The sequence below is a fragment of the Sporosarcina sp. ACRSM genome (genome assembly GCF_022346545.1).
Taxonomy (GTDB): domain Bacteria; phylum Bacillota; class Bacilli; order Bacillales_A; family Planococcaceae; genus Sporosarcina.
This window is the reverse complement of record NZ_JAKRNU010000001.1, coordinates 234,271-255,847: the sequence shown is the minus strand read 5'-3', so window position 1 is coordinate 255,847 and position 21,577 is coordinate 234,271. Positions and strand designations below refer to the sequence as shown.

Here is a 21,577-nt window from a genome sequence, read left to right as displayed (position 1 = left end):
GAAATATAACTGCTTACTTTGAAAAGCTCAGACAAGGATGATGGTGCTTCTACGGGCGCCATCATCTTTTTTGGGTGCTCTGCGCTTTTCTGTTTGTCTAGGCTTCGGGCGCTAGATGCTCGGGTCATAAGTCAAGCCGACTCTGTGGCAAAAACCGCCACGCCGTCGACTCGTCTTATGCCTGAGGTCCGCACGATGCGGGTTATGCAGTCGTTGCGACAGGACGTCGCGTACTTAGACTGCAATCCTTTAATAAGCGAGCGCCCTACGCTTTTCTGTTGTATACTATGTAGAGAATTAGCTGGAAGGATGTATGATGATGACAAAACCAACAGTGGCGATCGTCGGTAGGCCGAACGTCGGAAAGTCGACTATTTTCAACCGAATCGTAGGAGAACGTATTTCGATTGTGGAAGACGTTGCGGGGGTTACACGTGACCGTATCTATAGCTCCGCCGATTGGCTTAACTACGATTTCAACCTGATTGATACAGGGGGAATTGATATCGGGGATGAGCCTTTTCTTGAGCAAATCCGTTTGCAGGCAGAAATTGCGATTGATGAAGCCGATGTGATTATATTTTTAACAAATGGCCGTGAAGGTGTAACAGATGCGGATGAGCAAGTCGCTAAAATTTTATACAAAACAAAAAAACCTGTCGTTCTAGCCGTGAATAAAATCGACAATCCCGAAATGCGGGATATGATCTATGACTTTTACTCGCTCGGTTTTGGCGATCCCCATCCGATTTCCGGATCCCACGGACTGGGTCTTGGCGATCTGCTCGATGAAGTGGCAAAGAATTTTCCGACAGCGGACGAAGATGAAATCGAAGATGATGTCATTCGTTTTTCATTGATCGGAAGACCGAACGTCGGAAAATCCTCATTGGTCAATGCATTGCTAGGGGAAGAAAGGGTCATCGTCAGTGATGTTGCCGGCACGACAACAGACGCCATTGATACGTCTTATGTATTTGAAGATCAAAAATATAAGATCATCGATACAGCGGGCATGCGTAAAAAAGGGAAAGTGTATGAGAACACGGAAAAATACAGTGTGTTGCGTGCACTCAGAGCGATTGAACGCTCCGATGTTGTCCTCATTGTGCTGAACGGGGAAGAAGGCATCCGCGAGCAGGACAAGCGGATTGCGGGGTATGCGGAAGAGGCAGGGAAAGGCGTTATGATTGTCGTCAATAAATGGGATGCTGTGGAAAAAGATGATAAGACGATGAATGCTTTTATAGCAGATATCCGAGACAACTTCCAGTTTCTGGATTATGCACCAATCGCTTTTGTTTCTGCGAAAACGAAACAGCGGGTGCACGGTCTATTTGATAAAATCCGTATGATCAGTGAAAATCATGCACTTCGCATACAATCAAGCGTGTTGAATGAAGTGATTGAAGATGCGGTCGCCCGGAATCCTGCTCCAACTGACAAAGGACGCCGCCTGCGTATTTACTATACGACACAAGTATCGGTTCAACCACCGACGTTTGTCGTCTTTGTAAACGAACCAGAACTGATGCACTTCTCATACGAGCGCTTCTTGCAAAACCGGCTACGGGAATCATTCGGCTTTGAAGGGACCCCGATTCGGCTCATAACACGTGCTAGAAGCTAATCGGCGTCTTCAAGGAAAGGATGGATGAGGATATGGAAAAAGTAACGGTGATCGGTGCCGGTAGCTGGGGAACGGCAATCGCTTTTATCCTGGCTGAAAATGGACATGATTGTCTGCTATGGGCGAGACGTTCCGACCAGGCGGAAGAAATCAATGAAAAACATACGAATCAAGCTTATTTACCGGGTGTATCATTGCCCGGTAATTTACGGGCGACATCTAATTTGAAAGCTGCTGTCGAACATGGGGATACGCTTGTCATCGCTGTGCCAACAAAGGCGATCCGCGAAATCTGTGCTGAAGTGAATGCGATGGAGATTGACGCCAAGTTATTGGTGCACGTATCGAAAGGCATTGAACCAGATTCGTTGAAGCGGATTTCCGAAATGATCGATGAGGAACTGGCCCCTTCGAAAAAGAAGTCCATTGTTGTACTTTCAGGGCCGAGCCACGCAGAAGAAGTGGTGCTCCATCATCCGACGACCGTGACAGCGGCGTCTACCGATCTTGCAGCTGCGGAAAAGGTGCAGGATCTATTCATGAACCAGTATTTCCGTGTTTACACAAACAATGATATCGTCGGTGTTGAAATTGGCGCAGCGCTTAAAAATGTCATTGCCCTTGCTGCGGGCATTTCCGACGGACTCGGCTATGGCGATAATGCCAAGGCAGCGCTGATTACCAGGGGATTGGCGGAAATCTCGCGACTCGGCGTGAAAATGGGGGCAAATCCGTTGACGTTCTCCGGATTGACGGGGCTCGGTGATTTAATCGTCACTTGTACTAGTGTCCATTCGCGGAACTGGAAAGCCGGCAATATGCTTGGCCAAGGAAAAAGCTTGGAGGAAGTCATCTCCGGTATGGGGATGGTCATTGAAGGGGTCAGAACAACGAAAGCGGCCCATCAGCTTGCCGGGCGTTATGAAGTGTCTATGCCGCTTACAGAGGCATTGTACGCCATTTTATTCAATCATGTTGATCTTAAAGAAGCGGTCGATCAATTGATGACGCGGATGAAAAAACAAGAAATGGAAGATCTGTTTGGAAAATGATTATTTTTTCACTTGATTCCCTCAGGTTTTAACACCTGAGGGAATCAAGTGAAGTCTCCGTCAAAGGATGCCGGAACAACATTGAATTATATGAAAGGTGGGCTTCGTTTGTCCTCGTTGGATAAAATGTGGCTCTCATTCTATGCAATGGGATTCATGTTCATTTCTATGGGTCTCATTTATGCGAGTCGCCATAAGTTGAAAAATCGTTTATTGAAATTTATTTTTGCCTTCATCGCTTATGCGCTGTTGATTTTTTCATTTTTAGCAATGGTCTATCTCGTTTTTAACGGACCGACAGGAGGGGCATAATGGATATGAAGGTTAAAATTTCTCGGTTGACAATCATCCTGTCCGTTATTTTACTTCTTGCTGGTTGCATGTATCCAGGAGAGGATAACGCAGGAAAAGAAATCGCATATGCCGATCAATTGGAAGTGATCCAAAAAGCGGTCGATGCGTATCAGGAAAATACGGGAGGTTTATTGCCGATCAAAACTCGTGACATCGATACGGATATTTATATTAAGTATCCGATAGAGTTTGGAAAAATCGTGCCGGCCTACACGGAAAAGATCCCGACAAATGCGTATGAAACTGGCGGGATTTATCAATATGTACTGATGGATGTGGAAACAGATCCGACAGTGAAACTCGTTGATCTGCGTTCGGCTGAACGGATTCGCGAGTTGAATTTGCGGAAAAATATTAATGGGCGTGTGCCATTCAGCGAGTCTGTTGGAGAATTTGTCTATTCGGTCGACTTTGAGGCGATGGGCTTCAAAGAGCCGTTGACGGTTCCAAGTCCGTATTCGGATGCACTGCTGCCAATCGTGATTGGCGGGGACGGGCATTTTTATATCGACTATTCTATCGATCTGAATCGTATATTGGAAGAACAGCAGCCGGATGTGCAGGAAGGGGAAGATATCCGCTATCTGTTAGCGGAAGATTACCCCGTTTTACCAGCATATTCATTGCCCTATACGGTAAATGACAACAACGAACCGATCTTCATGAATGGAACAAAATGAAAAACGTTTCATGCTTCGCGCATGAAACGTTTTTCTATTACATAAAGTAATATGCGCAGATAAAGGAGGGCGATGGATGAAAGAGGAATTGTATGAGAATCTGGCTAGACGTACGGACGGTGATATTTACATTGGTGTCGTTGGCCCGGTACGTGTTGGAAAATCCACGTTCGTGAAAAGGGTTATGGAAGAAGTCGTCATTCCAAATATGACGGAAGCGACAGATCGGATGCGTGCGCAGGACGAACTGCCGCAAAGTTCACCAGGCCCGGTTATCATGACAGCGGAACCGAAGTTCGTACCCGCACAAGGGACGTCGGTATCTGTAGGGGACGGTGATTTGAATTTCCAGATCAGACTTGCCGATTGTGTAGGTTATGTCATAGATGGCGTGAAAGGATATGAGGACGAAGACGGTCCGAAATACGTTCATACGCCGTGGCATAATGAGCCGATCCCGTTTGAGGAAGCTGCTCGTATCGGAACGGATAAAGTGATCCGGGACCATTCCACGATCGGAATCGTTGTCACGACAGACGGGACCGTCAATAACATTCCACGGGCAGCAGCCCAAGTAGCGGAAGCGGAAATTATTGAAAAGCTGAAGGACATTGGAAAGCCTTTCGTTATTGTCTTGAATTCGAAAATGCCTGCCAATGATAGAACGGTCGCGTTGAAACAGGAGTTGCATGAGACCTATGGGGTGCCGGTCATCGCGATCAGTGCTGACCAGTTAAATGCACAGGAAATCCAGCTCATCTTAAAAGAAGCACTGTACGAATTTCCGATTTCGGATATTGAGTTGCAGAAGCCTGATTGGATGGATGTGCTTGGCAATGAGCATGAATTAAATGCCAATATCGATCGGGTGATCAATGAAGGCTTCCTCGAAGTCTCGAAGATCCGCAAAGTGCAAGAGCTCGCGGAACGGTTGAAAGGTGAGAAATATGTCCGGAATGCTGATGTGATCGAAGTGGATCCCGGCAAGGGCAAAGCAATCATTAAAATCGATATGGAAGAACAAGCATTTCGTGAAATTTGTGAGTCGATCATGGGACAGGAAATCGGAACGAAGAAGGATTGGCTATTATTCGTCCAAGAGGCGGCTAAAGCGAAGAAATCTTATAACTTGTACTCCGAAGCAATTGAAACGGCACGTAAGAGCGGCTATGGGGTCGCCCTTCCGACGATTGAAGATTTCAATCCAACCGCCCCAGAACTGATCAAGCAAAATAACTTTTTCGGTGTACGCATGAAAGCGACCGCCCCATCTCTTCACATTATCCGGGTGGATATGGAAGCGGAATTTTCACCCCTCATCGGATCGGAATTCCACAGCCATCATTTGTTGAAAGAATTGAAAAATGCCTACTTGCATGATCGGGAAGCGCTATGGGAAACGCAACTTTTTGGAACGCCTCTTCATGAAGTCATGAAGGAAAGCATTCGTTTTAAGACGGCGTCTGTCCCACAAACTGCACGGAAACGCCTTCGTGAAACGATTGAACAAATGGTTAATGACGGAAATAAAGGGATGATTACATTTATCGTGTAAAGGGAAAAGATCCGTCAATGGCGGATCTTTTCTTGTTAGTTTGAATCCTGTTGGCGGTCCAAGCCTCTAGGAGGATGTCACCAATTTTGATAGGAGTTAATTTTGTGTAACACAATTCGAAATTTGGCTGCAATTTCGTCGAAACGCAATTGAATTAGAGATAAATACCCAGTTCTGCACAAAACCGCGATAATATTGTTGCACCGCGGTTTTTCTTATGATACTCTTTTTACAGTATTGGACGCAATTGCGCCCAGGCGCAATTGACGGATTCCCTTTGAGAGGAGGTGAATGGTGTGAATAAAACAGAATTGATTAACTCTGTAGCTGAAGCAGCTGGTCTTACAAAGAAGGATGCTACTAAAGCTGTTGAAGCTGTATTCGATACGATCCAGTCTACTCTTGCCAAGGGTGATAAGGTACAACTGATCGGTTTCGGAAACTTCGAAGTCCGTGAGCGTGCAGCTCGTAAAGGACGTAACCCGCAATCTGGGGAAGAAATCGACATTGCAGCAAGCAAAGTACCTGCATTCAAAGCAGGTAAGGCGCTTAAGGATGCGGTGAAATAAGCTTCAATTTTACATAGGGGTCCGTCCGTCGTATCTGTTTGTCAGATACATGGGACGGACTCCTTTACTTAGGTGCCCGTCGGCGCCCAGGCCCGGTGCCAGTTGCTGCTACAATTCGAAGCACGCGAATTGTAGCAGCAACTGGCATCTTTAAGAGAAAAGGGATGGCGAACTGTACGGAAATGAGGGAGTATGCTACTATTTTTGGTGGAATAGCTTTATTTGTGTTTAGGGAGGATTCAGAATAGATGAGAGATGTCGATTATGGGAAAATAGAGAAGGCAGTGACAATGATCCTTGAAGCGATCGGTGAAGACCCCGAGCGCGAAGGGTTGATCGATACACCTTCAAGAGTTGCCAAAATGTATGCTGAAGTATTTGAAGGGTTGAATAAAGATCCGAAAGACTATTTCAAAACCGTTTTCAATGAAAATCATGATGAAGTGGTCTTGGTGAAGGATATTCCGTTCCACTCCATGTGCGAACATCATTTAGTTCCATTTTTTGGACATGCACATGTTGCTTACATACCGCGGGATGGAGTTGTTGCCGGTTTGAGCAAATTGGCGAGAGCTGTCGAAACAACAGCGAGAAGACCCCAGTTGCAAGAACGGATTACGTCAACCGTAGCCGATGCGATGATGGAAATGCTCAATCCGATTGGCGTTTATGTCGTCATCGAGGCGGAGCATATGTGTATGACGATGCGCGGGATCAAGAAACCTGGAGCCAAAACGGTGACGACCGTAGCACGTGGGATTTATGAACACGATGATGTGAAACGCGCCGAAATCCTATCACTGATAAAAATGGATTGAGGGTTTTGCGGACACCTCCTTTTCTATGGTATGATGAAGACCGTATATGAACAGACAGGAGAGGTAAAGATGACACAACAATCCGAGTATATCGTCATTAAAGCGAAAGAGGATGGCGTGAATGTCATCGGACTGACGAGAGGGAACAACACGAAGTTCCATCACACGGAAAAATTGGATGCCGGTGAAGTGATGATCGCACAGTTTACCGAACATACGTCAGCGATGAAAATACGCGGTAAAGCCGACGTTCATACTGCATACGGTGTCTTGTCAAGCGACACTAAAGAATAATTCGTCTTTGACATACTCTTCAGGAGACGTCTTTGAATGGAGATTCGACGATGGAAAGACAAAAAATGGAACAACATATCGAACACTATAGAGTTGAAGTCGAACAGGCGATTCACGAACCGATTATCATTCGTGATGTCGGTCGGATGACGATCGATGATGCAAAGGCGTTTTTCACGCTTCTCCCATTGCTCAATGGGGAAAGGTGGACAGACTCCATGAACCGGGCTGCTATCGCGGTCGGTGCGGTTCATGCGGCATTTGCTGCACACGATGTGATTGATGCATCGAATGCTACGTCCACTAGACAACAGCTTACGGTGTTATCCGGTGATCATTTCAGCGGTATTCATTATCGGTTATTGGCATCGATACCGGCATATGGTTTCATCCGTTCCCTTTCTGGAATGATCGGTCAGATAAACGAGATGAAAACGACATGCCATCACCAACCGCCGAGCGGGTCTTCTAAAATGATGGAAGCGGTCCGCGTCATTGAAGCGGGCTGCATTGCTGATTTTTTACATACATTCGGTTTCTCCCGATACGTCCCACTCGCTGAATCCGTATTGTCGCTTCTGCGTCTGGACAGTATGCTGACAGAAAAGACAGGAAACAGCGTGTACCATTCTTGGAATCCGATTGATGTTGACCGATCGATCGCAGCGTTTCAATTGGAATTGCAAGAAGCACTTGATACAGCGGATTTCCTTGCGCCTTTTTTACAGCAGGAAATTATAAAGATGGCAACGTCGCTCCTGGGCAAACCGATTTGACTTCATGCCCGAGGCGTAAAGGATAGAAAAGAGGTTTAAGACTTGACACTATCAAAAGAAGAGAAGGTCCATAATGTTTTTGAAAAGATATCAGGTGACTACGATAAGATGAATTCCGTCATCAGTTTCAAGCAACATAAAAAATGGCGAGATGACATTATGGTGCGTATGAACGTCCAAGAAGGGGACAAGGCGTTGGATGTCTGTTGCGGCACAGCAGACTGGACGATCGCCTTGGCGAATGCAGTAGGGCCCAAGGGTGCAGTGACAGGACTTGATTTCAGTGAAGGGATGCTGGAAGCGGGACGGCCGAAAGTACAAGCGTATCCGAATGTCAAACTCATACAAGGGAATGCCATGGAGTTGCCCTTTCCGGACAATACATTCGACGTCGTCACGATCGGTTTCGGTTTGCGCAATGTACCGGATTATCTGACCGTTCTAAAAGAGATGAACCGGGTATTGAAGCCGGGCGGGATGATCGCCTGCTTGGAAACGTCCCAAACGGAGATTCCGGTTTATCGTCAATTATTCCGTTTTTATTTCAAGTTCATCATGCCGTTATTCGGAAAACTTTTTGCGAAAAGTTTTCAGGAATATTCATGGCTCCAAGAATCCGCAGATGATTTCCCGGGGATGAAAGAGCTTGCCCAATTATTCACGGAAGCCGGTTTCATCGATGTGTCCTATAAGCCGTACAGTGGCGGTGCGGCAGCAGGTCATATAGGATACAAACAATAAGCATGCAGGGGAAGGTAATCGTTTTGGAGAAATTGAAGTTAATGACACTTTATGCTGATTTCCGCAAGGATCTCACTTATATAGAAAAGGAACTTGAACGATCCGTCAATTCATCTTCCCCGATCATCAGACAAGCCTCTTTGCATCTTCTCCGTGCAGGCGGAAAGCGGATTCGACCTATTTTCGTCATTTTGGCCTCCCAATTTGGTACGTATTCATTGGAAGCCGTTGCAAAAGTGGCAGTTTCACTGGAATTGGTACATATGGGGTCACTGGTGCATGATGATGTGATCGATGATTCGGATATGCGCAGGGGTTTTAAAACGGTAAAAGCTCGCTGGGATAACCGGGTTGCGATGTATACAGGCGATTTCATTTTTGCCAGGGCGCTTACTTCCATCGGGGAAATAGAGATTCCCGCGGTTCATGAATTGCTTGCGGAGACGATGCTTGAAATCTGTAAAGGCGAGATTATTCAAATCGATCATCAGAGGAGAACCGATCAGACTACGCGGGATTATTTGAGACGCATCAAAAGAAAGACGGCTTTGTTGTTATCGTCCAGTTGCGAATTGGGAGCACTCATTTCCGGAGCTGAGCCTTCTGTTGTCCGGAAAATGCGCCGTTTCGGCTATTTTGCGGGGATGGCCTATCAAATCACCGATGACATACTCGATATTATATCGACCGATAAGACGCTTGGAAAACCGGCAGGCAGTGATCTGATGAATGGCCATTTAACGTTGCCGATCTTTTTTATAAAAGACGACGAGCAGTTTCAACCATTCATGGCTCGGGCGTTCGATGGCACATTGACAGAAACGGAACGTTTTGAAATGCTTGCCTATATTCGAAAAACGGGTGCCATCGAGAAAGCGCAGGCAGTCAGTGACCTGTATTTGAAAAAAGCGCTGGCGGAAATTGCTTCACTCCCTGAAAATGATGCCAAAAAAGCATTCATGCAAATTTCGGCTTTCATTGGCAAGCGCAAATATTGATCGGCTAATAGTTGAAAGATCAGGCACCGGATGGTACGATCGATAAGGGGAAAAACCCGATACATACACGAAGGAGTGTTAACACATGGAAAGAACATTTTTAATGGTTAAGCCAGACGGCGTACAACGTAATTTAATCGGAGACATTGTCAGCCGTTTTGAAAGTAAAGGTTTTCAACTTGTAGGCGGTAAATTGATGCAAATTCCACAGGAGCTTGCAGAACAGCACTACGGTGAACATAAAGAGCGTCCATTTTTCGGTGAGCTTGTTGAATTCATTACATCAGGTCCTGTTTTTGCGATGGTATGGGAAGGCGAAAATGTCATCTCAACAGCGCGTCTCATGATGGGAGCGACAAATCCGAAAGAATCAGCACCAGGGACAATCCGTGGCGATTATGCGGTGACGGTTGGAAAGAACATCATTCACGGTTCTGATTCCCCTGAATCAGCGGTTCGCGAAATCGGTCTATTCTTCAAAGAAGAAGAGCTTGTCTCTTATGGAAAAACAATCAACAACTGGATTAACTAATCATTTAGACAAAACAGCCAAGCATGTTGAGCGCGGCTGTTTTTTCATATCAAGTTTTCACATTCCACTCCTGCACTTTTGTTTTCGTCTAGCCTGCGGGCGTCTTAGCAGTCGCCCAGCGCTTTTGTTCTTTCGAAACCTTTTCCAATCCGTTATAATAAATAGAATATAGAAACGGAGGGGTTGGATTGCCGGATTATGCAACTTTTATCGGTAAGATTAAACAGAAAACGGGAATTGACCTGTCGCTCTATAAAGAAGCGCAGATGAAACGGAGACTCACTTCACTCTATGAAAAACGGGGATTCCGAAATTTTATTGATTATTACGCTGCCATACATAATGACCCCGCTTTACTTGAAGAGTTTCTTGATCGAATGACGATCAACGTCTCCGAGTTTTATCGGAACGCACAACGATGGGAAGTATTGGACAAAAAGATCTTCCCGAAGCTTCTTTCCGGTAATAAAAAACTGAAAATTTGGAGTGCGGCCTGTTCGACGGGGGAAGAACCGTATAGCCTGGCGATGGTATTGTCTTCTCATGTACCACTACGCGATATAGCCATCTTGGCAACCGATCTTGACGCGGGTGTTATTAATCGGGCGAAAGTCGGACTCTACCCGGAACGTGCATTGAAGGAAGTCCCACCTGCGGTCGTCAACAAGCATTTTGTCAATGAAGGGCATTATTACCAAGTGAAAGATGATATTAAAAGGACCGTGAACTTCAAGCAACATAACTTGTTGGAAGACCGATACGAAACGGGATTCGATTTGATCGTTTGCAGAAATGTGATGATTTACTTCACAGAAGAAGCGAAAGACCAGATTTACATGAACTTTTCCAAATCATTAAAGCCAGGTGGTATTCTTTTTGTCGGAAGCACAGAGCAGATTTTCAATCCCGCGAAATATGGATTTGAGTCGGAAGAGACTTTCTTTTATCGGAAGGTTTAACAGGAACTGGATTCCAATGTTCCGTACATCCGACGCTTCTCCATATGTTTTTCTGAGCAACATATAGTCAAACTAAGTTTACTTTGGTAAAGTGCTATAAAAGAGAAGACAGCTCAAGCTGTCCAAGGAGGAAATGAAATGAGGTATTTTACTGCCGGTGAATCACATGGTCCACAGTTGACGGCAATCATCGAAGGGCTTCCTGCCCAACTGGAATTGACAGCAGAAATGATCAATGGCGAACTGTCCAGAAGACAAGGAGGACACGGACGCGGAAGACGGATGCAAATTGAAAAGGACCAAGTGGTCATCTCATCGGGTGTACGGCATGGTAAAACACTGGGGTCGCCCGTCACACTTACGGTCGTGAACGATGACTGGAAACATTGGACGTCGATTATGGGCGTCGAGCCTTTAGCGGACGATGTGGACCCGGCTGATATCAAACGGCAAATCACTCGACCAAGACCTGGACATGCCGACCTTGTAGGCGGGATGAAATACGGACATCGCGATTTAAGAAATGTGCTTGAACGTTCATCTGCCCGGGAGACGACGATGCGTGTGGCGATCGGTGCAGTTGCCAAGCAATTTTTGCGGGAGCTCGGCATCCATACAGTCGCTCATGTGACGGAAATCGGAGGCGTGACAACAAATCCGGATACATATGCAGGAAAAGGAACGGAAGAATTGCGTCCGATCATTGAAAACGATCCGGTCTATTGTGCGGATCCAGAAGCATCCGCTCGGATGGTCCAAGCGATCGACGATGCGAAGGGGCGTGGCGATACGATTGGCGGAGTCGTGGAAATCATTATCGAAGGCTGCCCGCCGGGGATCGGAAGCTATGTCCAATTCGATCGAAAGATGGATGGCAAGCTTGCAGGAGCGATGATGAGCATCAATGCATTCAAAGGAGTTGAATTCGGTTTAGGTTTTGAAATGGCCAAAAAACCGGGCAGTGAAGTGCATGACGAAATCGCTTGGAGTGAGGAGCTCGGTTACTACCGTAAATCGAATCGTCTAGGCGGCTTGGAAGGTGGCATGACAACAGGGATGCCGATTGTCATAAGAGGCGTCATGAAGCCGATCCCAACTTTATACAAACCGCTTGAAAGTGTGGATATCGATACGAAAGAGCCGTTTGTAGCGACAATCGAGCGATCCGATCCTTGTGCTGTACCTGCTGCTTCTGTCGTGGCGGAACATGTCATTGCAACTGAAATGGCCAAAGCGATCATGGATGAGTTCCGTTCCGATACAATTGACGGACTAAAAAGGGAAATCGAACAATATAGACAGTATGTGAAGGAGTTTTAATATGGGCAAACTTGCAGTCAATATTTTGAATCAAGAATACGATGTCCATATTGGTCCTAACACTTACCAGCTTTTCGCAACCGAGTATGCCGCACTGCTTGACAGTGCGGATCGGATTGTGATCATTGCGGACAGCTTAGTGGCAGAGTCCCACTTACCGATTCTGATGCAAGCACTGGAAACGGAAGGGCGGGAAGTGCTTGTAAAAACGGTACCTTCCGGAGAAAAGTGCAAAACGCCGGCAGTCTATACCGATTGCCTTTCTTTTTTATTGAATGCGAACTGCACCAGGGACTCGCTCGTCATTGCATTTGGCGGTGGCGCATGCGGAGACTTGACCGGTTTCGTGGCAGCGACTTTCATGCGGGGAATCCGTTATGTCCATTGCCCGACTACGATTTTGGCGCATGATAGCGCGGTAGGCGGGAAGACGGCCATCAATATGCCGGAAGGAAAAAATATGGTCGGAGCGTTCCATCAACCCGCGGGTGTGATTTTCAACACAACGCTATTTGAAACATTACCCCCACGGGAAATACGCTCAGGTATGACAGAGCTGTTGAAGCATGCTTTCATCTCGGATGCAGACTGGACAGCACAGCTACTGAGCAACTCGGACTTCTCACAGCCATCCATTGAATGGCTCGATGAGGAATTGTTAAAAGGGATCGAAGTGAAGGCGAACATCGTCGCGGAAGACGAATTTGAACGTTCTACTCGGAAGTTTTTGAATTTTGGCCATACGTTTGGTCATGCGGTGGAAGCGGTTTGTGGCTTTGGCGGCTTGAGTCATGGGGAATGTGTCATGATCGGTATGGCGTATAGTCTGATTTTAAGTGAAGAGAACGGTTCGATCGAAAAAGGATTGACAACTCGGTTGATCGAGTTTGCCACCGAACACGGCTATACATTCCAACCTGTGCATGATCATGATTTTGACGTATTCCTAAATTATATGGAAAAAGATAAAAAAGTGACTTTTGGTAAATTGAATTTTGTGTTGCTTGACGGCATTGGAAAGCCATACGTGACAGAATTGACACGTGAGCGATGCGAAGAGGCATTCAACCAATTGAGGCAACGAACGGAAGGGAATGGAACAAAATGACGGTAAGAGGATTAAGAGGTGCAACAACAGTCGAGCGCGATGAAGAACAAACCGTTCTACAAGCAACGGAATCGTTAGTCGCTGAAATGGCGGAAGTGAACGGAATCGATCCACAAGACATTATTTCCGTCCTCCTTTCTACGACAACAGACATCAAATCGACTTTTCCTGCAAAAGCGGTACGGATGATAGAAGGATGGAAGTATGTCCCTGTCATGTGTACAAATGAGATTGATGTACCGGGGTCCCTGCCATTATGCATTCGTGTACTCATGCATGTGAATACGGATATTACTCAACAGGATGTCAAACATATTTATCAAAACGAGGCTGTGAAACTACGACCTGATTTACAGCAATGAGTTGAATTACTTACTATCAAGGAGACGCAAGTATGAAAACAAATGTGACCATCTTCGGACTGGGCTTGATCGGCGGCTCGCTCGGCCTTGCGTTAAAAAGAAACGATGCTGTCCATGTGATCGGATTTGACCGTTCCTATGCGACGGCGGACGAAGCTTACCGCAGAGGGATTATTGATTCGATTGCCCCCTCAGCACAAGCTGCTGCTGAACAGGCTGATTTTATTATTTTTGCAACACCTGTCAATACGACGGTTGCACTCATGCAAGAAGCGGTAAACTGGAAATTGAAGAAAGAAGTCATTTTGACGGATACGGGCAGTACGAAAATGCCGATTATGGAAGCTTCCATCTTGTTGAACGAGCAAGGGATAACCTTCATCGGTGGACATCCGATGACCGGTTCCCATAAGAGTGGGGTATCTGCCGCCAAAGAGCATTTGTTTGAAAATGCTTATTACATTTTGACTCCATTTGAAGGGACAGACGAAGGGAAAGTCAAACAGCTACAGCGTTTGCTTGCGCCGACGAAAGGGAAAATTGTTGTGATCGATGCACGTGAGCATGATCGGATGACGGCGATTGTCAGCCATTTTCCTCATATTATCGCTTCTTCTCTTGTTGGAAGGCTCGCTGATCAGCAAGAAGAACAACCTTTTGTGAAGCATCTCGCGGCAGGGGGCTTCCGTGACTTGACGCGAATCGCCTCTGCAGATCCCACGATGTGGCGGGATGTAACGATCCAGAACCGGGCGGAATTGTTAAAGCAACTGGACGGATGGCTTGAGGAGATGGGGCATGTCCGGGAAATGCTTCTCACGAATAATCCGGAAGAAATTTATGATTTTTATGCACAAGCGAAGGCGTTCCGTGATGCATTGCCGACCACATCACAAGGTGCTGTACAAGGTGCTTTATATATGACGTTTGACTTACATATTGATATTCCGGATCACCCAGGTATTATATCGGAAATTACAAAAATTCTTGCCGATGAACGCATCAGTTTGACGAATATTCGAATTGTCGAAACGAGGACGGATGTATACGGGATCCTTGTCATCAGCTTCCAGACGGCCGATGACCGAGAGCGGGCACGGGCCGCGCTCATGAAGGAGACGGAATTTAGTATGCACACCATTTAAGCACATCATTTAATATAGAGGAGCTGTGAAGGATGGCAATGAAAAAAGTGGAATTCCAACAGGCTGCATTGCAAGGGGAATTGGTTGTACCGGGGGATAAATCGATTTCCCACCGGGCGGTTATGCTCGGAGCCATTGCAGAAGGGAAAACGGAAATTAGCGGTTTCCTCGATGGGGAAGACTGCTTACAAACCGTCGATATTTTCCGGAAGCTCGGTGTTGTTATTACGAGAGAAGGGACGAATGTGACCGTCGAGAGCCCTGGTATGAATGGGTGGCAAACGCCTACTGAAGAATTGTATGCTGGCAATTCAGGGACGACTGCTCGTCTCATGCTCGGGATATTGGCCGGATCGCAGGTGACGTCCGTTTTGACGGGGGATCAATACTTATCCAAGCGACCGATGAATCGCGTAGCGTTGCCTTTGGCTTCCATGGGAGCGGACATCACCGGAGAGGAGGGGAGCAATCTCCTTCCACTTACAATTACGGGCGGCCCGCTTACTGGGATCGATTATGAGATGCCGATTGCGAGTGCTCAAGTGAAGTCGGCTATTTTATTTGCCGGTCTGAACGCCGAAGGAACAACGTCCGTAACTGAACAGACGGTTTCTCGCGACCATACGGAACGGATGCTGGAACAATTCGGTGCATCTATTCAAAGAGAAGGCAATACAGTACACGTTGAAGGCGGGCAGTCTCTTCGCGGAACAACGGTCAAAGTGCCCGGTGATATTTCTTCTGCAGCCTTTTTCATGGTAGCGGCTGCCATGACGGAAGGGAGTGCCGTCAGTTTCAAAGATGTCGGGCTCAATCCGACGAGAACTGGCATACTGGATGTTTTACAAGCGATGGGCGCGAATATCCAAATAACGGAACAATCCGATTCGATTGGCGAACCGTTTGGGACCGTCCACGTTTCACATAGTAAGTTGCGGGGAACGGAAATCGGTGGTGAACTCATTCCACGACTGATCGATGAGCTGCCAATCATTGCTTTGCTGGCTACGCAGGCGGAAGGCACGACCGTTATTAAGAATGCTGAAGAATTACGCGTCAAAGAGACGGATCGGATTGCTGCCGTGACGGCAGAGCTGAAAAAAATGGGTGCGCAAGTAGAAGAGACGGAAGATGGGATGATCATCCACGGGCCGACCGCTTTAACGGGTGCATCACTTTCATCCTATGGGGATCATCGTCTCGGAATGATGGCTGGCATTGCTTCACTTATCACGACAGGACCTGTTACAATTGATGATGCATCTTGCATCAATATTTCCTACCCAAGGTTTTTCGACGACTTGGAAAAGCTTGCTGTCCCAGCGATCACAAATGGGTGATGGGTAGAGGTATACATTGGGAAAGAACAGGTGAAAATATGGTACAGTTACAAGAAATCGAACGGTATATAGTCGAAGGAGATGTAGAAGCACTTCAGCGGATCGTGGAGCAGTTGAACGACTCCGTCGATTTGGATTTGCTGTATGAAGCTGCCGGCCTATTTGCCGAGTACGGCTTCATACAAGAGGCGGATCGACTCTATGAAACGATGCGGTTTCATTTGCCCGATGAAGCACAATTGAAAATCGATCGTGCGGGCACTTTGCTTGAACTGGGCGAAGAAGATGAGGCACTCCTTTTATTGACGGATGTTCGTCCAGAAGAAGAGGAGTATGTGCAAGCCTTATTGGCACTCGCGGATTATTATCAGTTAACCGGTATGGCCGAAGCGGCGCTCGAAAAAATCAAGGAAGCGCAAACGATCGCTCCGCATGAACCGGTCATCCGATTCGCTTATGCAGAGTTGTTGCTCGATGCCGGTAAATATGGAGAGGCGGCACGCCATTATGTGCGTCTCCTTGAAGAAACGGATGAGATTGGCGGAGTGAGCCTTGTATCGAGACTGGCCGAAACGTATAGCGCAGGTGCGGCCTATGAAGAGGCGATTCCGTTTTACGAGGAACTTTTGCAGGATAATGTCTCCCCAGATACGTTGTTCGGTGCCGCATTTGCCTATTTCCAAAGCGGTCATGCAGGGAGAGCGATTCCTCTTCTTGATCAGCTCATTGACATGGATCCAGATTATTATTCCGCTTATATGCTGGCCGGACAAGCGCAGGCGGCGGCAGGGGAAGATCGCAAAGCGTATAGTCTATTCAAGGATGGCATTCGCCGAGATGAATTTGACAAAGAATTGCGCTTAGCTGCGGGTAAATCCGCTTTGAAGCTTGGACTGCCGGAAGAGGCGGAATCGCATTTACGTGAAGCGCTCGTCTTGGATCCCGAATACGTGGAAGCACTCATTACACTTGCCTCATTGTATGATCAAAGGGAACAGTCCGAGGAATTGTTGGAGTTGTTGGCTTATTCAAAAGAAGAGTATGGAGACATCCCGCTATTGAGCGCATTTTCTGCCTATGCGTATGAGCGTGAAGAACAATTTGAAGACGCATACGTATCCTATAGTAAGGCATATACTGGAATGAAAGACGATCCGGATTTCCTTGGAAAATACGCCCGTTTTCTCTTGGAAGATGGAAAGCGTCTTGAAGCGGTGGCGGTTGTCAAGGAATTGTTGAAACTGGAGCCTGATCATGAGGATTGGAGCGCTTTTCTAGAAGCAGAAATTGACGAGGAGGTGTGACATGACGGCCATGGTTCCTGTCGCTGCTAAAAAGGACTTCGTGCGATGGTTCTTAAAGCGGTACAAATTGAAGCGCCGTGAATGTGTGTGGATTTTGAACTATCTTCTTAGCCATGAGCACCTTCTGCAGAACGTTCACTTTACGGATGAGGCCCATTATTGTCCGCGTTCGATGGTCATGTCTGTAACAGGTACGGAAAGCATCCCGTTCCGCTTTTACAAAGGGAATTTGATGACGGCAGATGCTGAAAAGTCGTTTCATGATTTGCGACTTCATCCCGATGATAAAATGTATATCCAGCTCAATTTCCCGAATAGCCATGCAAGCCCACAATACGCAAGTGTCAGGGAAGAGAATCCGTTCCTGCCTGCTTATTTGCAAGTGAGTGAAAGCGATCGGAAAATCGCAGAGAGGTTAATCGAAGAAACGGTTGCAACAATGACTGCGGATATGTTAATGAAAAGGATTGATGAAGCGCTCGACACCAATGACAAAGAGCGGTTCATCACGCTGTCGGCTATGTTGAACGACATGAAGATAGCGAAGGATTGACGACTCCATCTCTCTTGATGGAGTTATTTTCACTTTAAGATACACATTTTGATGAGGGGGATATAGGTGAACTGGACAGCTAAAGATATGGATACATATTTGCAACAGAAAGAGTATATTGATACGTTGATTGTTCCGCTATTGAAAGTGGAAACTGCACCTGAGAAGATGAAAAATAGCGCATCCTCTTCGGAGTTCCTGATGCATTTGACGACTTATATGGAAACGCAATTCAAAGGGCGCATGATGCTTATGCCGCCTATTTCCTATACGGAATCGATGGAACCAGCTGAAATGGCGAAGAATCTTGCACGTGATATGGTATCCGTACCTTTCAAACATCTGTTTTACATCACGACGGATTCCGCATGGACAAGCATTGAAATGGAAGGGGAAGTGATCTGGTTGCCTTCGATTCCACTCGAAAGTATGGATGCTTCGTTACGGAAAACGATTATGGAAGATCAGCTCCGTCAAATATTACCCCGACTGACCGAAAAATGGGCACAACAGTAAAACAAAACCTGTATTTATCTTACTATCTATTAAAAGACGGAGTCTTCTAATAAATGAGGATAAAATTCAATAATTGTTCACAAAGTGTTCCCCGGAGTTGGAAAGCATCATTGAATTTCGACAAGTATTGATATATCATAGATATGTCCTAGTATTACAATTAGCAAAAGTATGTCCGTTGGACTGACCTTTAAGTAAGAGGAGGGAAAATGATGAGCAACAAAGTGTCAAGACGCCAATTCCTGAGCTACACACTGATGGGTGTCGGCGGATTCATGGCGTCTGGAATGCTGATGCCGATGGTCCGTTTTGCGGTCGATCCCGTCTTGCAGCAGAGTGGTGAAGGGGACTTCATCCCGACTCCACAAAAAGTGGACGAGCTGACGGAAGTGCCTGTACGTGTCGACTTTACAATCAAGGATCGAGAAGATGCTTGGTACAAATCCGACGTGTCGAATACGGCATGGGTTTACAAAGAGGGCGATACGGTCATCGCGCTTTCCCCTGTTTGTAAGCACCTGGGTTGTACGGTAAACTGGGGCGGCGACGAGAAACACCCGGATCAGTTTTTTTGCCCATGTCACGCAGGACGTTATTTGAAAAATGGAGACAATGTAAAAGGAACACCACCGTTGGGGCCGCTTGATGAGTTCGATGTAAAAGTCGAAGGTGGTTTTGTGTATCTTGGAGCAACAAAACCGAACACATTAGTTTAAAAATGTAAGGGGGTACGACCGAAGTGCTAAATAAAATTTATGATTGGGTTGACGAACGGTTGGATATCACCCCGATTTGGCGCGATATCGCAGACCACGAAGTACCTGAGCACGTAAACCCTGCACACCACTTTTCTGCATTTATCTATTGTTTTGGTGGACTGACGTTTTTCGTCACAGTCATCCAGATCTTATCCGGTATGTTCCTTACGATGTACTATACACCGGACATTGAAAATGCATGGAAATCCGTTTATTACCTTCAAAATGAAGTAGCATTCGGTGAAATTGTGCGTGGGATGCACCATTGGGGGGCGTCGCTAGTTATCGTCATGATGTTCCTACATACATTACGTGTTTTCTTTACAGGTTCTTACAAAAAACCTCGTGAACTGAATTGGGTTGTCGGAGTGTTGATCTTCATGGTCATGCTCGGTCTAGGTTTCACAGGTTACCTATTACCATGGGATATGAAAGCATTATTCGCTACGAAAGTAGGGATTGAAATTGCAGCTTCCGTCCCGTTCATCGGTGAATCGATCAAAATCCTCCTTGCCGGGGATTCAACGATTCTAGGTGCACAAACATTGACACGTTTCTTCGCGATTCATGTATTCTTCCTACCGGCTGCTTTGCTTGGGTTGCTTGCAGCACACTTTATCATGATCAGAAGACAAGGTATTTCTGGACCTCTATAAGAAATAGGGAAGTCCGAGGATAATAAAAGGAGGGGACATCATGCAACGCGGAAAAGGGATGAAATTTGTCGGAGATTCGCGCATTAAGGCTACGAACAAAATGCCGAACGTCCCGAAAGATTACTCAGAATATCCTGGGAAAACTGAAGCATTCTGGCCAAACTTTCTGTTGAAAGAATGGCTGATCGGTGCCGTTTTCCTTATCGGTTACTTAGTTTTAACGGTTGCCCATCCGTCCCCGCTTGAACGTCAAGCGGACCCGACGGATACGCTGTACATGCCTGTGCCGGACTGGTACTTCCTTTCGATGTATCAATTGCTGAAGTATGAATTCGCTTCCGGGCCATACAATATTATCGGTGCTATTATCATGCCAGGTTTGGCTTTCGGTGCACTGATGCTTGTTCCGTTCATGGATACGTCGAAAGAACGTCGTCCGTTCAAACGACCACTTCCAACAGCGTTCATGTTATTGACATTTGCGGCTTTGTTCTATTTGACATGGGAATCTTACGTGAACCATGACTGGGAAGCGGCGAAAGCACAAGGTGCAATCGTTGAGGAAGTTGAATTCGATACCGAATCTGAAGGTTATCAGATCTACGCAGGCTCGACTTGTATCGGTTGTCATGGCGATGCATTCCAAGGTGGACTTGGAAAGCCGCTTGCGAACACTGGCCTTGCACCTGAAGAGATTGTTGACATCGCGCATAACGGTGTCGGGGATATGCCACCGGGAACTTGGGATGGGTCTGAAGAAGATCTACAAGTTCTAGCTGAGTTTATCTCTAACTTGAAAAACGAGTAATGAGAAGTCTGAAAAGCGAAGGGCGACTGGCGCCCGTAGTCTAGACATAGAAAAAGAGTCAGGTAACTGACTCTTTTTTGCATACATATTAAGTTTTTTGGAGAGGTGCTTATGGGGTTATTGGTACAGAGAATTTGGCTCATCCTTTCGCATAAATCGTTTCTTTGGATCTTATTATTTATTAACGTGCTTGGTACGGTATACGGATATGATTGGTATATGTGGCAACTGGAAATAACTGAGCCAAAATTTTGGGTTTTTGTACCGGATAGTCCGACAGCCAGCCTGTTTTTCTCATTTGCAATCATCGGCTGGTTAATTAACCGCAATTTCAAATTGATCGAAGCGCTTGCTTTCATCACGCTGATCAAGTATGGGCTTTGGGCAGTTGTTATGAATCTCCTGACATTGTTTGAAACGGGTTCGATTGGTTGGGTCGGGTGGATGCTCGTCGGCTCACATTTTGCAATGGCGGTACAAGCTTTGCTTTACAGTCCCCTTTATCGCTTTCGAGTTAGTCATATTGTTATTGCTGCTGTTTGGACGCTTCATAACGATGTCATCGATTATGTATTTGGACAAATGCCGATTTACCATGATTTGATGAGGCATATCCATTCGATCGGTTATTTTACATTTTGGTTATCGATCGTTTGCATTACTTTAGCTTACTGGAACTGGAAAAGCAGGTCCGCGGGCGCTAGGTCCGGAGGTAAATAGTTGCGAGAGGACGCTAGCCGTTATAAAAT

General features: G+C 46.3%; 25 protein-coding genes. All 25 read left to right on the top strand.

Going from position 1 to position 21,577, the window contains the following annotated elements:
• Window positions 1–319 precede the first annotated feature (319 nt).
• The 25 genes from der to lhaT all read left to right on the top strand — a co-directional run bounded on the left by der (window position 320) and on the right by lhaT (window position 21,548).
• Entirely contained in the window at window positions 320–1,630 is a 1,311-nt protein-coding gene (der, locus tag MHZ95_RS01215; RefSeq protein ID WP_239388633.1) for a ribosome biogenesis GTPase Der, read from the top strand.
• A gap of 32 nt (window positions 1,631–1,662) precedes the next feature.
• Window positions 1,663–2,682: an NAD(P)H-dependent glycerol-3-phosphate dehydrogenase gene (locus MHZ95_RS01210; RefSeq protein ID WP_239388631.1), complete on the top strand. Its 1,020-nt coding sequence runs from the start codon at window positions 1,663–1,665 to the stop codon at window positions 2,680–2,682.
• A gap of 90 nt (window positions 2,683–2,772) precedes the next feature.
• Window positions 2,773–2,994, top strand: a complete 222-nt coding sequence (locus MHZ95_RS01205; protein ID WP_370642884.1) for a DUF2768 domain-containing protein — start codon at window positions 2,773–2,775, stop codon at window positions 2,992–2,994.
• Complete coding sequence (locus MHZ95_RS01200; RefSeq protein WP_370642866.1) at window positions 2,994–3,716, top strand: hypothetical protein; 723 nt, start codon at window positions 2,994–2,996, stop codon at window positions 3,714–3,716. The genes MHZ95_RS01205 and MHZ95_RS01200 overlap by 1 nt, the downstream gene beginning before the upstream one ends.
• 76 nt (window positions 3,717–3,792) lie before the next feature.
• The gene (spoIVA, locus tag MHZ95_RS01195; RefSeq protein ID WP_239388629.1) at window positions 3,793–5,271 is read left to right on the top strand and encodes a stage IV sporulation protein A; all 1,479 of its coding nucleotides are present in this window, start codon (window positions 3,793–3,795) and stop codon (window positions 5,269–5,271) included.
• Between the two features lie 296 nt (window positions 5,272–5,567).
• Window positions 5,568–5,840 carry an HU family DNA-binding protein gene (locus MHZ95_RS01190; RefSeq protein WP_239388627.1) on the top strand — a complete coding sequence of 91 codons (273 nt, stop codon included), beginning with the start codon at window positions 5,568–5,570 and terminating at the stop codon, window positions 5,838–5,840.
• A gap of 248 nt (window positions 5,841–6,088) precedes the next feature.
• Window positions 6,089–6,658: a GTP cyclohydrolase I FolE gene (gene folE, locus MHZ95_RS01185; protein WP_239388625.1), complete on the top strand. Its 570-nt coding sequence runs from the start codon at window positions 6,089–6,091 to the stop codon at window positions 6,656–6,658.
• 69 nt (window positions 6,659–6,727) lie between these two features.
• A complete protein-coding gene (gene mtrB, locus MHZ95_RS01180; RefSeq protein WP_239388623.1) occupies window positions 6,728–6,952 on the top strand; it encodes a trp RNA-binding attenuation protein MtrB in 225 nt (74 codons plus the stop codon).
• Between the two features lie 50 nt (window positions 6,953–7,002).
• Window positions 7,003–7,728 carry a heptaprenyl diphosphate synthase component 1 gene (locus MHZ95_RS01175; protein ID WP_239388621.1) on the top strand — a complete coding sequence of 242 codons (726 nt, stop codon included), beginning with the start codon at window positions 7,003–7,005 and terminating at the stop codon, window positions 7,726–7,728.
• A 42-nt stretch (window positions 7,729–7,770) separates the two neighbouring features.
• Window positions 7,771–8,469, top strand: coding sequence for a demethylmenaquinone methyltransferase (locus MHZ95_RS01170; RefSeq protein WP_239388619.1), 699 nt, complete (start codon window positions 7,771–7,773; stop codon window positions 8,467–8,469).
• 23 nt (window positions 8,470–8,492) lie between these two features.
• Entirely contained in the window at window positions 8,493–9,467 is a 975-nt protein-coding gene (locus MHZ95_RS01165; RefSeq protein WP_239388617.1) for a polyprenyl synthetase family protein, read from the top strand.
• An 85-nt stretch (window positions 9,468–9,552) separates the two neighbouring features.
• Window positions 9,553–9,999 carry a nucleoside-diphosphate kinase gene (gene ndk, locus MHZ95_RS01160; protein WP_239388615.1) on the top strand — a complete coding sequence of 149 codons (447 nt, stop codon included), beginning with the start codon at window positions 9,553–9,555 and terminating at the stop codon, window positions 9,997–9,999.
• Between the two features lie 188 nt (window positions 10,000–10,187).
• Complete coding sequence (locus MHZ95_RS01155; protein WP_239388613.1) at window positions 10,188–10,958, top strand: CheR family methyltransferase; 771 nt, start codon at window positions 10,188–10,190, stop codon at window positions 10,956–10,958.
• Between the two features lie 138 nt (window positions 10,959–11,096).
• Window positions 11,097–12,278 carry a chorismate synthase gene (gene aroC / locus MHZ95_RS01150; protein WP_239388611.1) on the top strand — a complete coding sequence of 394 codons (1,182 nt, stop codon included), beginning with the start codon at window positions 11,097–11,099 and terminating at the stop codon, window positions 12,276–12,278.
• Window position 12,279: 1 nt separating this feature from the next.
• Entirely contained in the window at window positions 12,280–13,386 is a 1,107-nt protein-coding gene (gene aroB / locus MHZ95_RS01145) for a 3-dehydroquinate synthase (protein WP_239388609.1), read from the top strand.
• Complete coding sequence (aroH, locus tag MHZ95_RS01140) at window positions 13,383–13,748, top strand: chorismate mutase (RefSeq protein WP_239388607.1); 366 nt, start codon at window positions 13,383–13,385, stop codon at window positions 13,746–13,748. The genes aroB and aroH overlap by 4 nt, the downstream gene beginning before the upstream one ends.
• Window positions 13,749–13,780: 32 nt before the next feature.
• Window positions 13,781–14,893: a prephenate dehydrogenase gene (locus tag MHZ95_RS01135; RefSeq protein ID WP_239388606.1), complete on the top strand. Its 1,113-nt coding sequence runs from the start codon at window positions 13,781–13,783 to the stop codon at window positions 14,891–14,893.
• Between the two features lie 32 nt (window positions 14,894–14,925).
• Window positions 14,926–16,233, top strand: a complete 1,308-nt coding sequence (gene aroA, locus MHZ95_RS01130) for a 3-phosphoshikimate 1-carboxyvinyltransferase (protein ID WP_239388604.1) — start codon at window positions 14,926–14,928, stop codon at window positions 16,231–16,233.
• 38 nt (window positions 16,234–16,271) lie between these two features.
• The gene (locus MHZ95_RS01125) at window positions 16,272–17,537 is read left to right on the top strand and encodes a tetratricopeptide repeat protein (RefSeq protein WP_239388602.1); all 1,266 of its coding nucleotides are present in this window, start codon (window positions 16,272–16,274) and stop codon (window positions 17,535–17,537) included.
• 1 nt (window position 17,538) lies between these two features.
• Window positions 17,539–18,090: a ReoY family proteolytic degradation factor gene (locus MHZ95_RS01120; protein ID WP_239388600.1), complete on the top strand. Its 552-nt coding sequence runs from the start codon at window positions 17,539–17,541 to the stop codon at window positions 18,088–18,090.
• Between the two features lie 66 nt (window positions 18,091–18,156).
• Window positions 18,157–18,606, top strand: a complete 450-nt coding sequence (locus MHZ95_RS01115) for a DUF2487 family protein (protein ID WP_239388598.1) — start codon at window positions 18,157–18,159, stop codon at window positions 18,604–18,606.
• 209 nt (window positions 18,607–18,815) lie between these two features.
• The gene (locus tag MHZ95_RS01110; protein ID WP_239388596.1) at window positions 18,816–19,322 is read left to right on the top strand and encodes a QcrA and Rieske domain-containing protein; all 507 of its coding nucleotides are present in this window, start codon (window positions 18,816–18,818) and stop codon (window positions 19,320–19,322) included.
• Between the two features lie 23 nt (window positions 19,323–19,345).
• Window positions 19,346–20,020 carry a menaquinol-cytochrome c reductase cytochrome b subunit gene (gene qcrB / locus MHZ95_RS01105; protein ID WP_203246474.1) on the top strand — a complete coding sequence of 225 codons (675 nt, stop codon included), beginning with the start codon at window positions 19,346–19,348 and terminating at the stop codon, window positions 20,018–20,020.
• A 40-nt stretch (window positions 20,021–20,060) separates the two neighbouring features.
• On the top strand, window positions 20,061–20,828 hold the full coding sequence (locus MHZ95_RS01100; protein WP_239388595.1) for a menaquinol-cytochrome c reductase cytochrome b/c subunit: 768 nt from the start codon (window positions 20,061–20,063) through the stop codon (window positions 20,826–20,828).
• Between the two features lie 111 nt (window positions 20,829–20,939).
• On the top strand, window positions 20,940–21,548 hold the full coding sequence (gene lhaT, locus MHZ95_RS01095; protein WP_239388593.1) for a lipoprotein heptaprenylglyceryl N-acetyltransferase LhaT: 609 nt from the start codon (window positions 20,940–20,942) through the stop codon (window positions 21,546–21,548).
• Window positions 21,549–21,577: the final 29 nt, after the last annotated feature.

Coding starts and splice junctions, on each gene's coding strand:
- der (WP_239388633.1), top strand. CDS start 320: ATGACAAAACCAACAGTGGCGATCGTCGGTAGGCCGAACGTCGGAAAG.
- MHZ95_RS01210 (WP_239388631.1), top strand. CDS start 1,663: ATGGAAAAAGTAACGGTGATCGGTGCCGGTAGCTGGGGAACGGCAATC.
- MHZ95_RS01205 (WP_370642884.1), top strand. CDS start 2,773: ATGAAAGGTGGGCTTCGTTTGTCCTCGTTGGATAAAATGTGGCTCTCA.
- MHZ95_RS01200 (WP_370642866.1), top strand. CDS start 2,994: ATGGATATGAAGGTTAAAATTTCTCGGTTGACAATCATCCTGTCCGTT.
- spoIVA (WP_239388629.1), top strand. CDS start 3,793: ATGAAAGAGGAATTGTATGAGAATCTGGCTAGACGTACGGACGGTGAT.
- folE (WP_239388625.1), top strand. CDS start 6,089: ATGAGAGATGTCGATTATGGGAAAATAGAGAAGGCAGTGACAATGATC.
- mtrB (WP_239388623.1), top strand. CDS start 6,728: ATGACACAACAATCCGAGTATATCGTCATTAAAGCGAAAGAGGATGGC.
- MHZ95_RS01175 (WP_239388621.1), top strand. CDS start 7,003: ATGGAAAGACAAAAAATGGAACAACATATCGAACACTATAGAGTTGAA.
- ndk (WP_239388615.1), top strand. CDS start 9,553: ATGGAAAGAACATTTTTAATGGTTAAGCCAGACGGCGTACAACGTAAT.
- aroC (WP_239388611.1), top strand. CDS start 11,097: ATGAGGTATTTTACTGCCGGTGAATCACATGGTCCACAGTTGACGGCA.
- aroB (WP_239388609.1), top strand. CDS start 12,280: ATGGGCAAACTTGCAGTCAATATTTTGAATCAAGAATACGATGTCCAT.
- aroH (WP_239388607.1), top strand. CDS start 13,383: ATGACGGTAAGAGGATTAAGAGGTGCAACAACAGTCGAGCGCGATGAA.
- MHZ95_RS01135 (WP_239388606.1), top strand. CDS start 13,781: ATGAAAACAAATGTGACCATCTTCGGACTGGGCTTGATCGGCGGCTCG.
- aroA (WP_239388604.1), top strand. CDS start 14,926: ATGGCAATGAAAAAAGTGGAATTCCAACAGGCTGCATTGCAAGGGGAA.
- MHZ95_RS01125 (WP_239388602.1), top strand. CDS start 16,272: ATGGTACAGTTACAAGAAATCGAACGGTATATAGTCGAAGGAGATGTA.
- MHZ95_RS01120 (WP_239388600.1), top strand. CDS start 17,539: ATGACGGCCATGGTTCCTGTCGCTGCTAAAAAGGACTTCGTGCGATGG.
- MHZ95_RS01110 (WP_239388596.1), top strand. CDS start 18,816: ATGATGAGCAACAAAGTGTCAAGACGCCAATTCCTGAGCTACACACTG.
- MHZ95_RS01100 (WP_239388595.1), top strand. CDS start 20,061: ATGCAACGCGGAAAAGGGATGAAATTTGTCGGAGATTCGCGCATTAAG.
- lhaT (WP_239388593.1), top strand. CDS start 20,940: ATGGGGTTATTGGTACAGAGAATTTGGCTCATCCTTTCGCATAAATCG.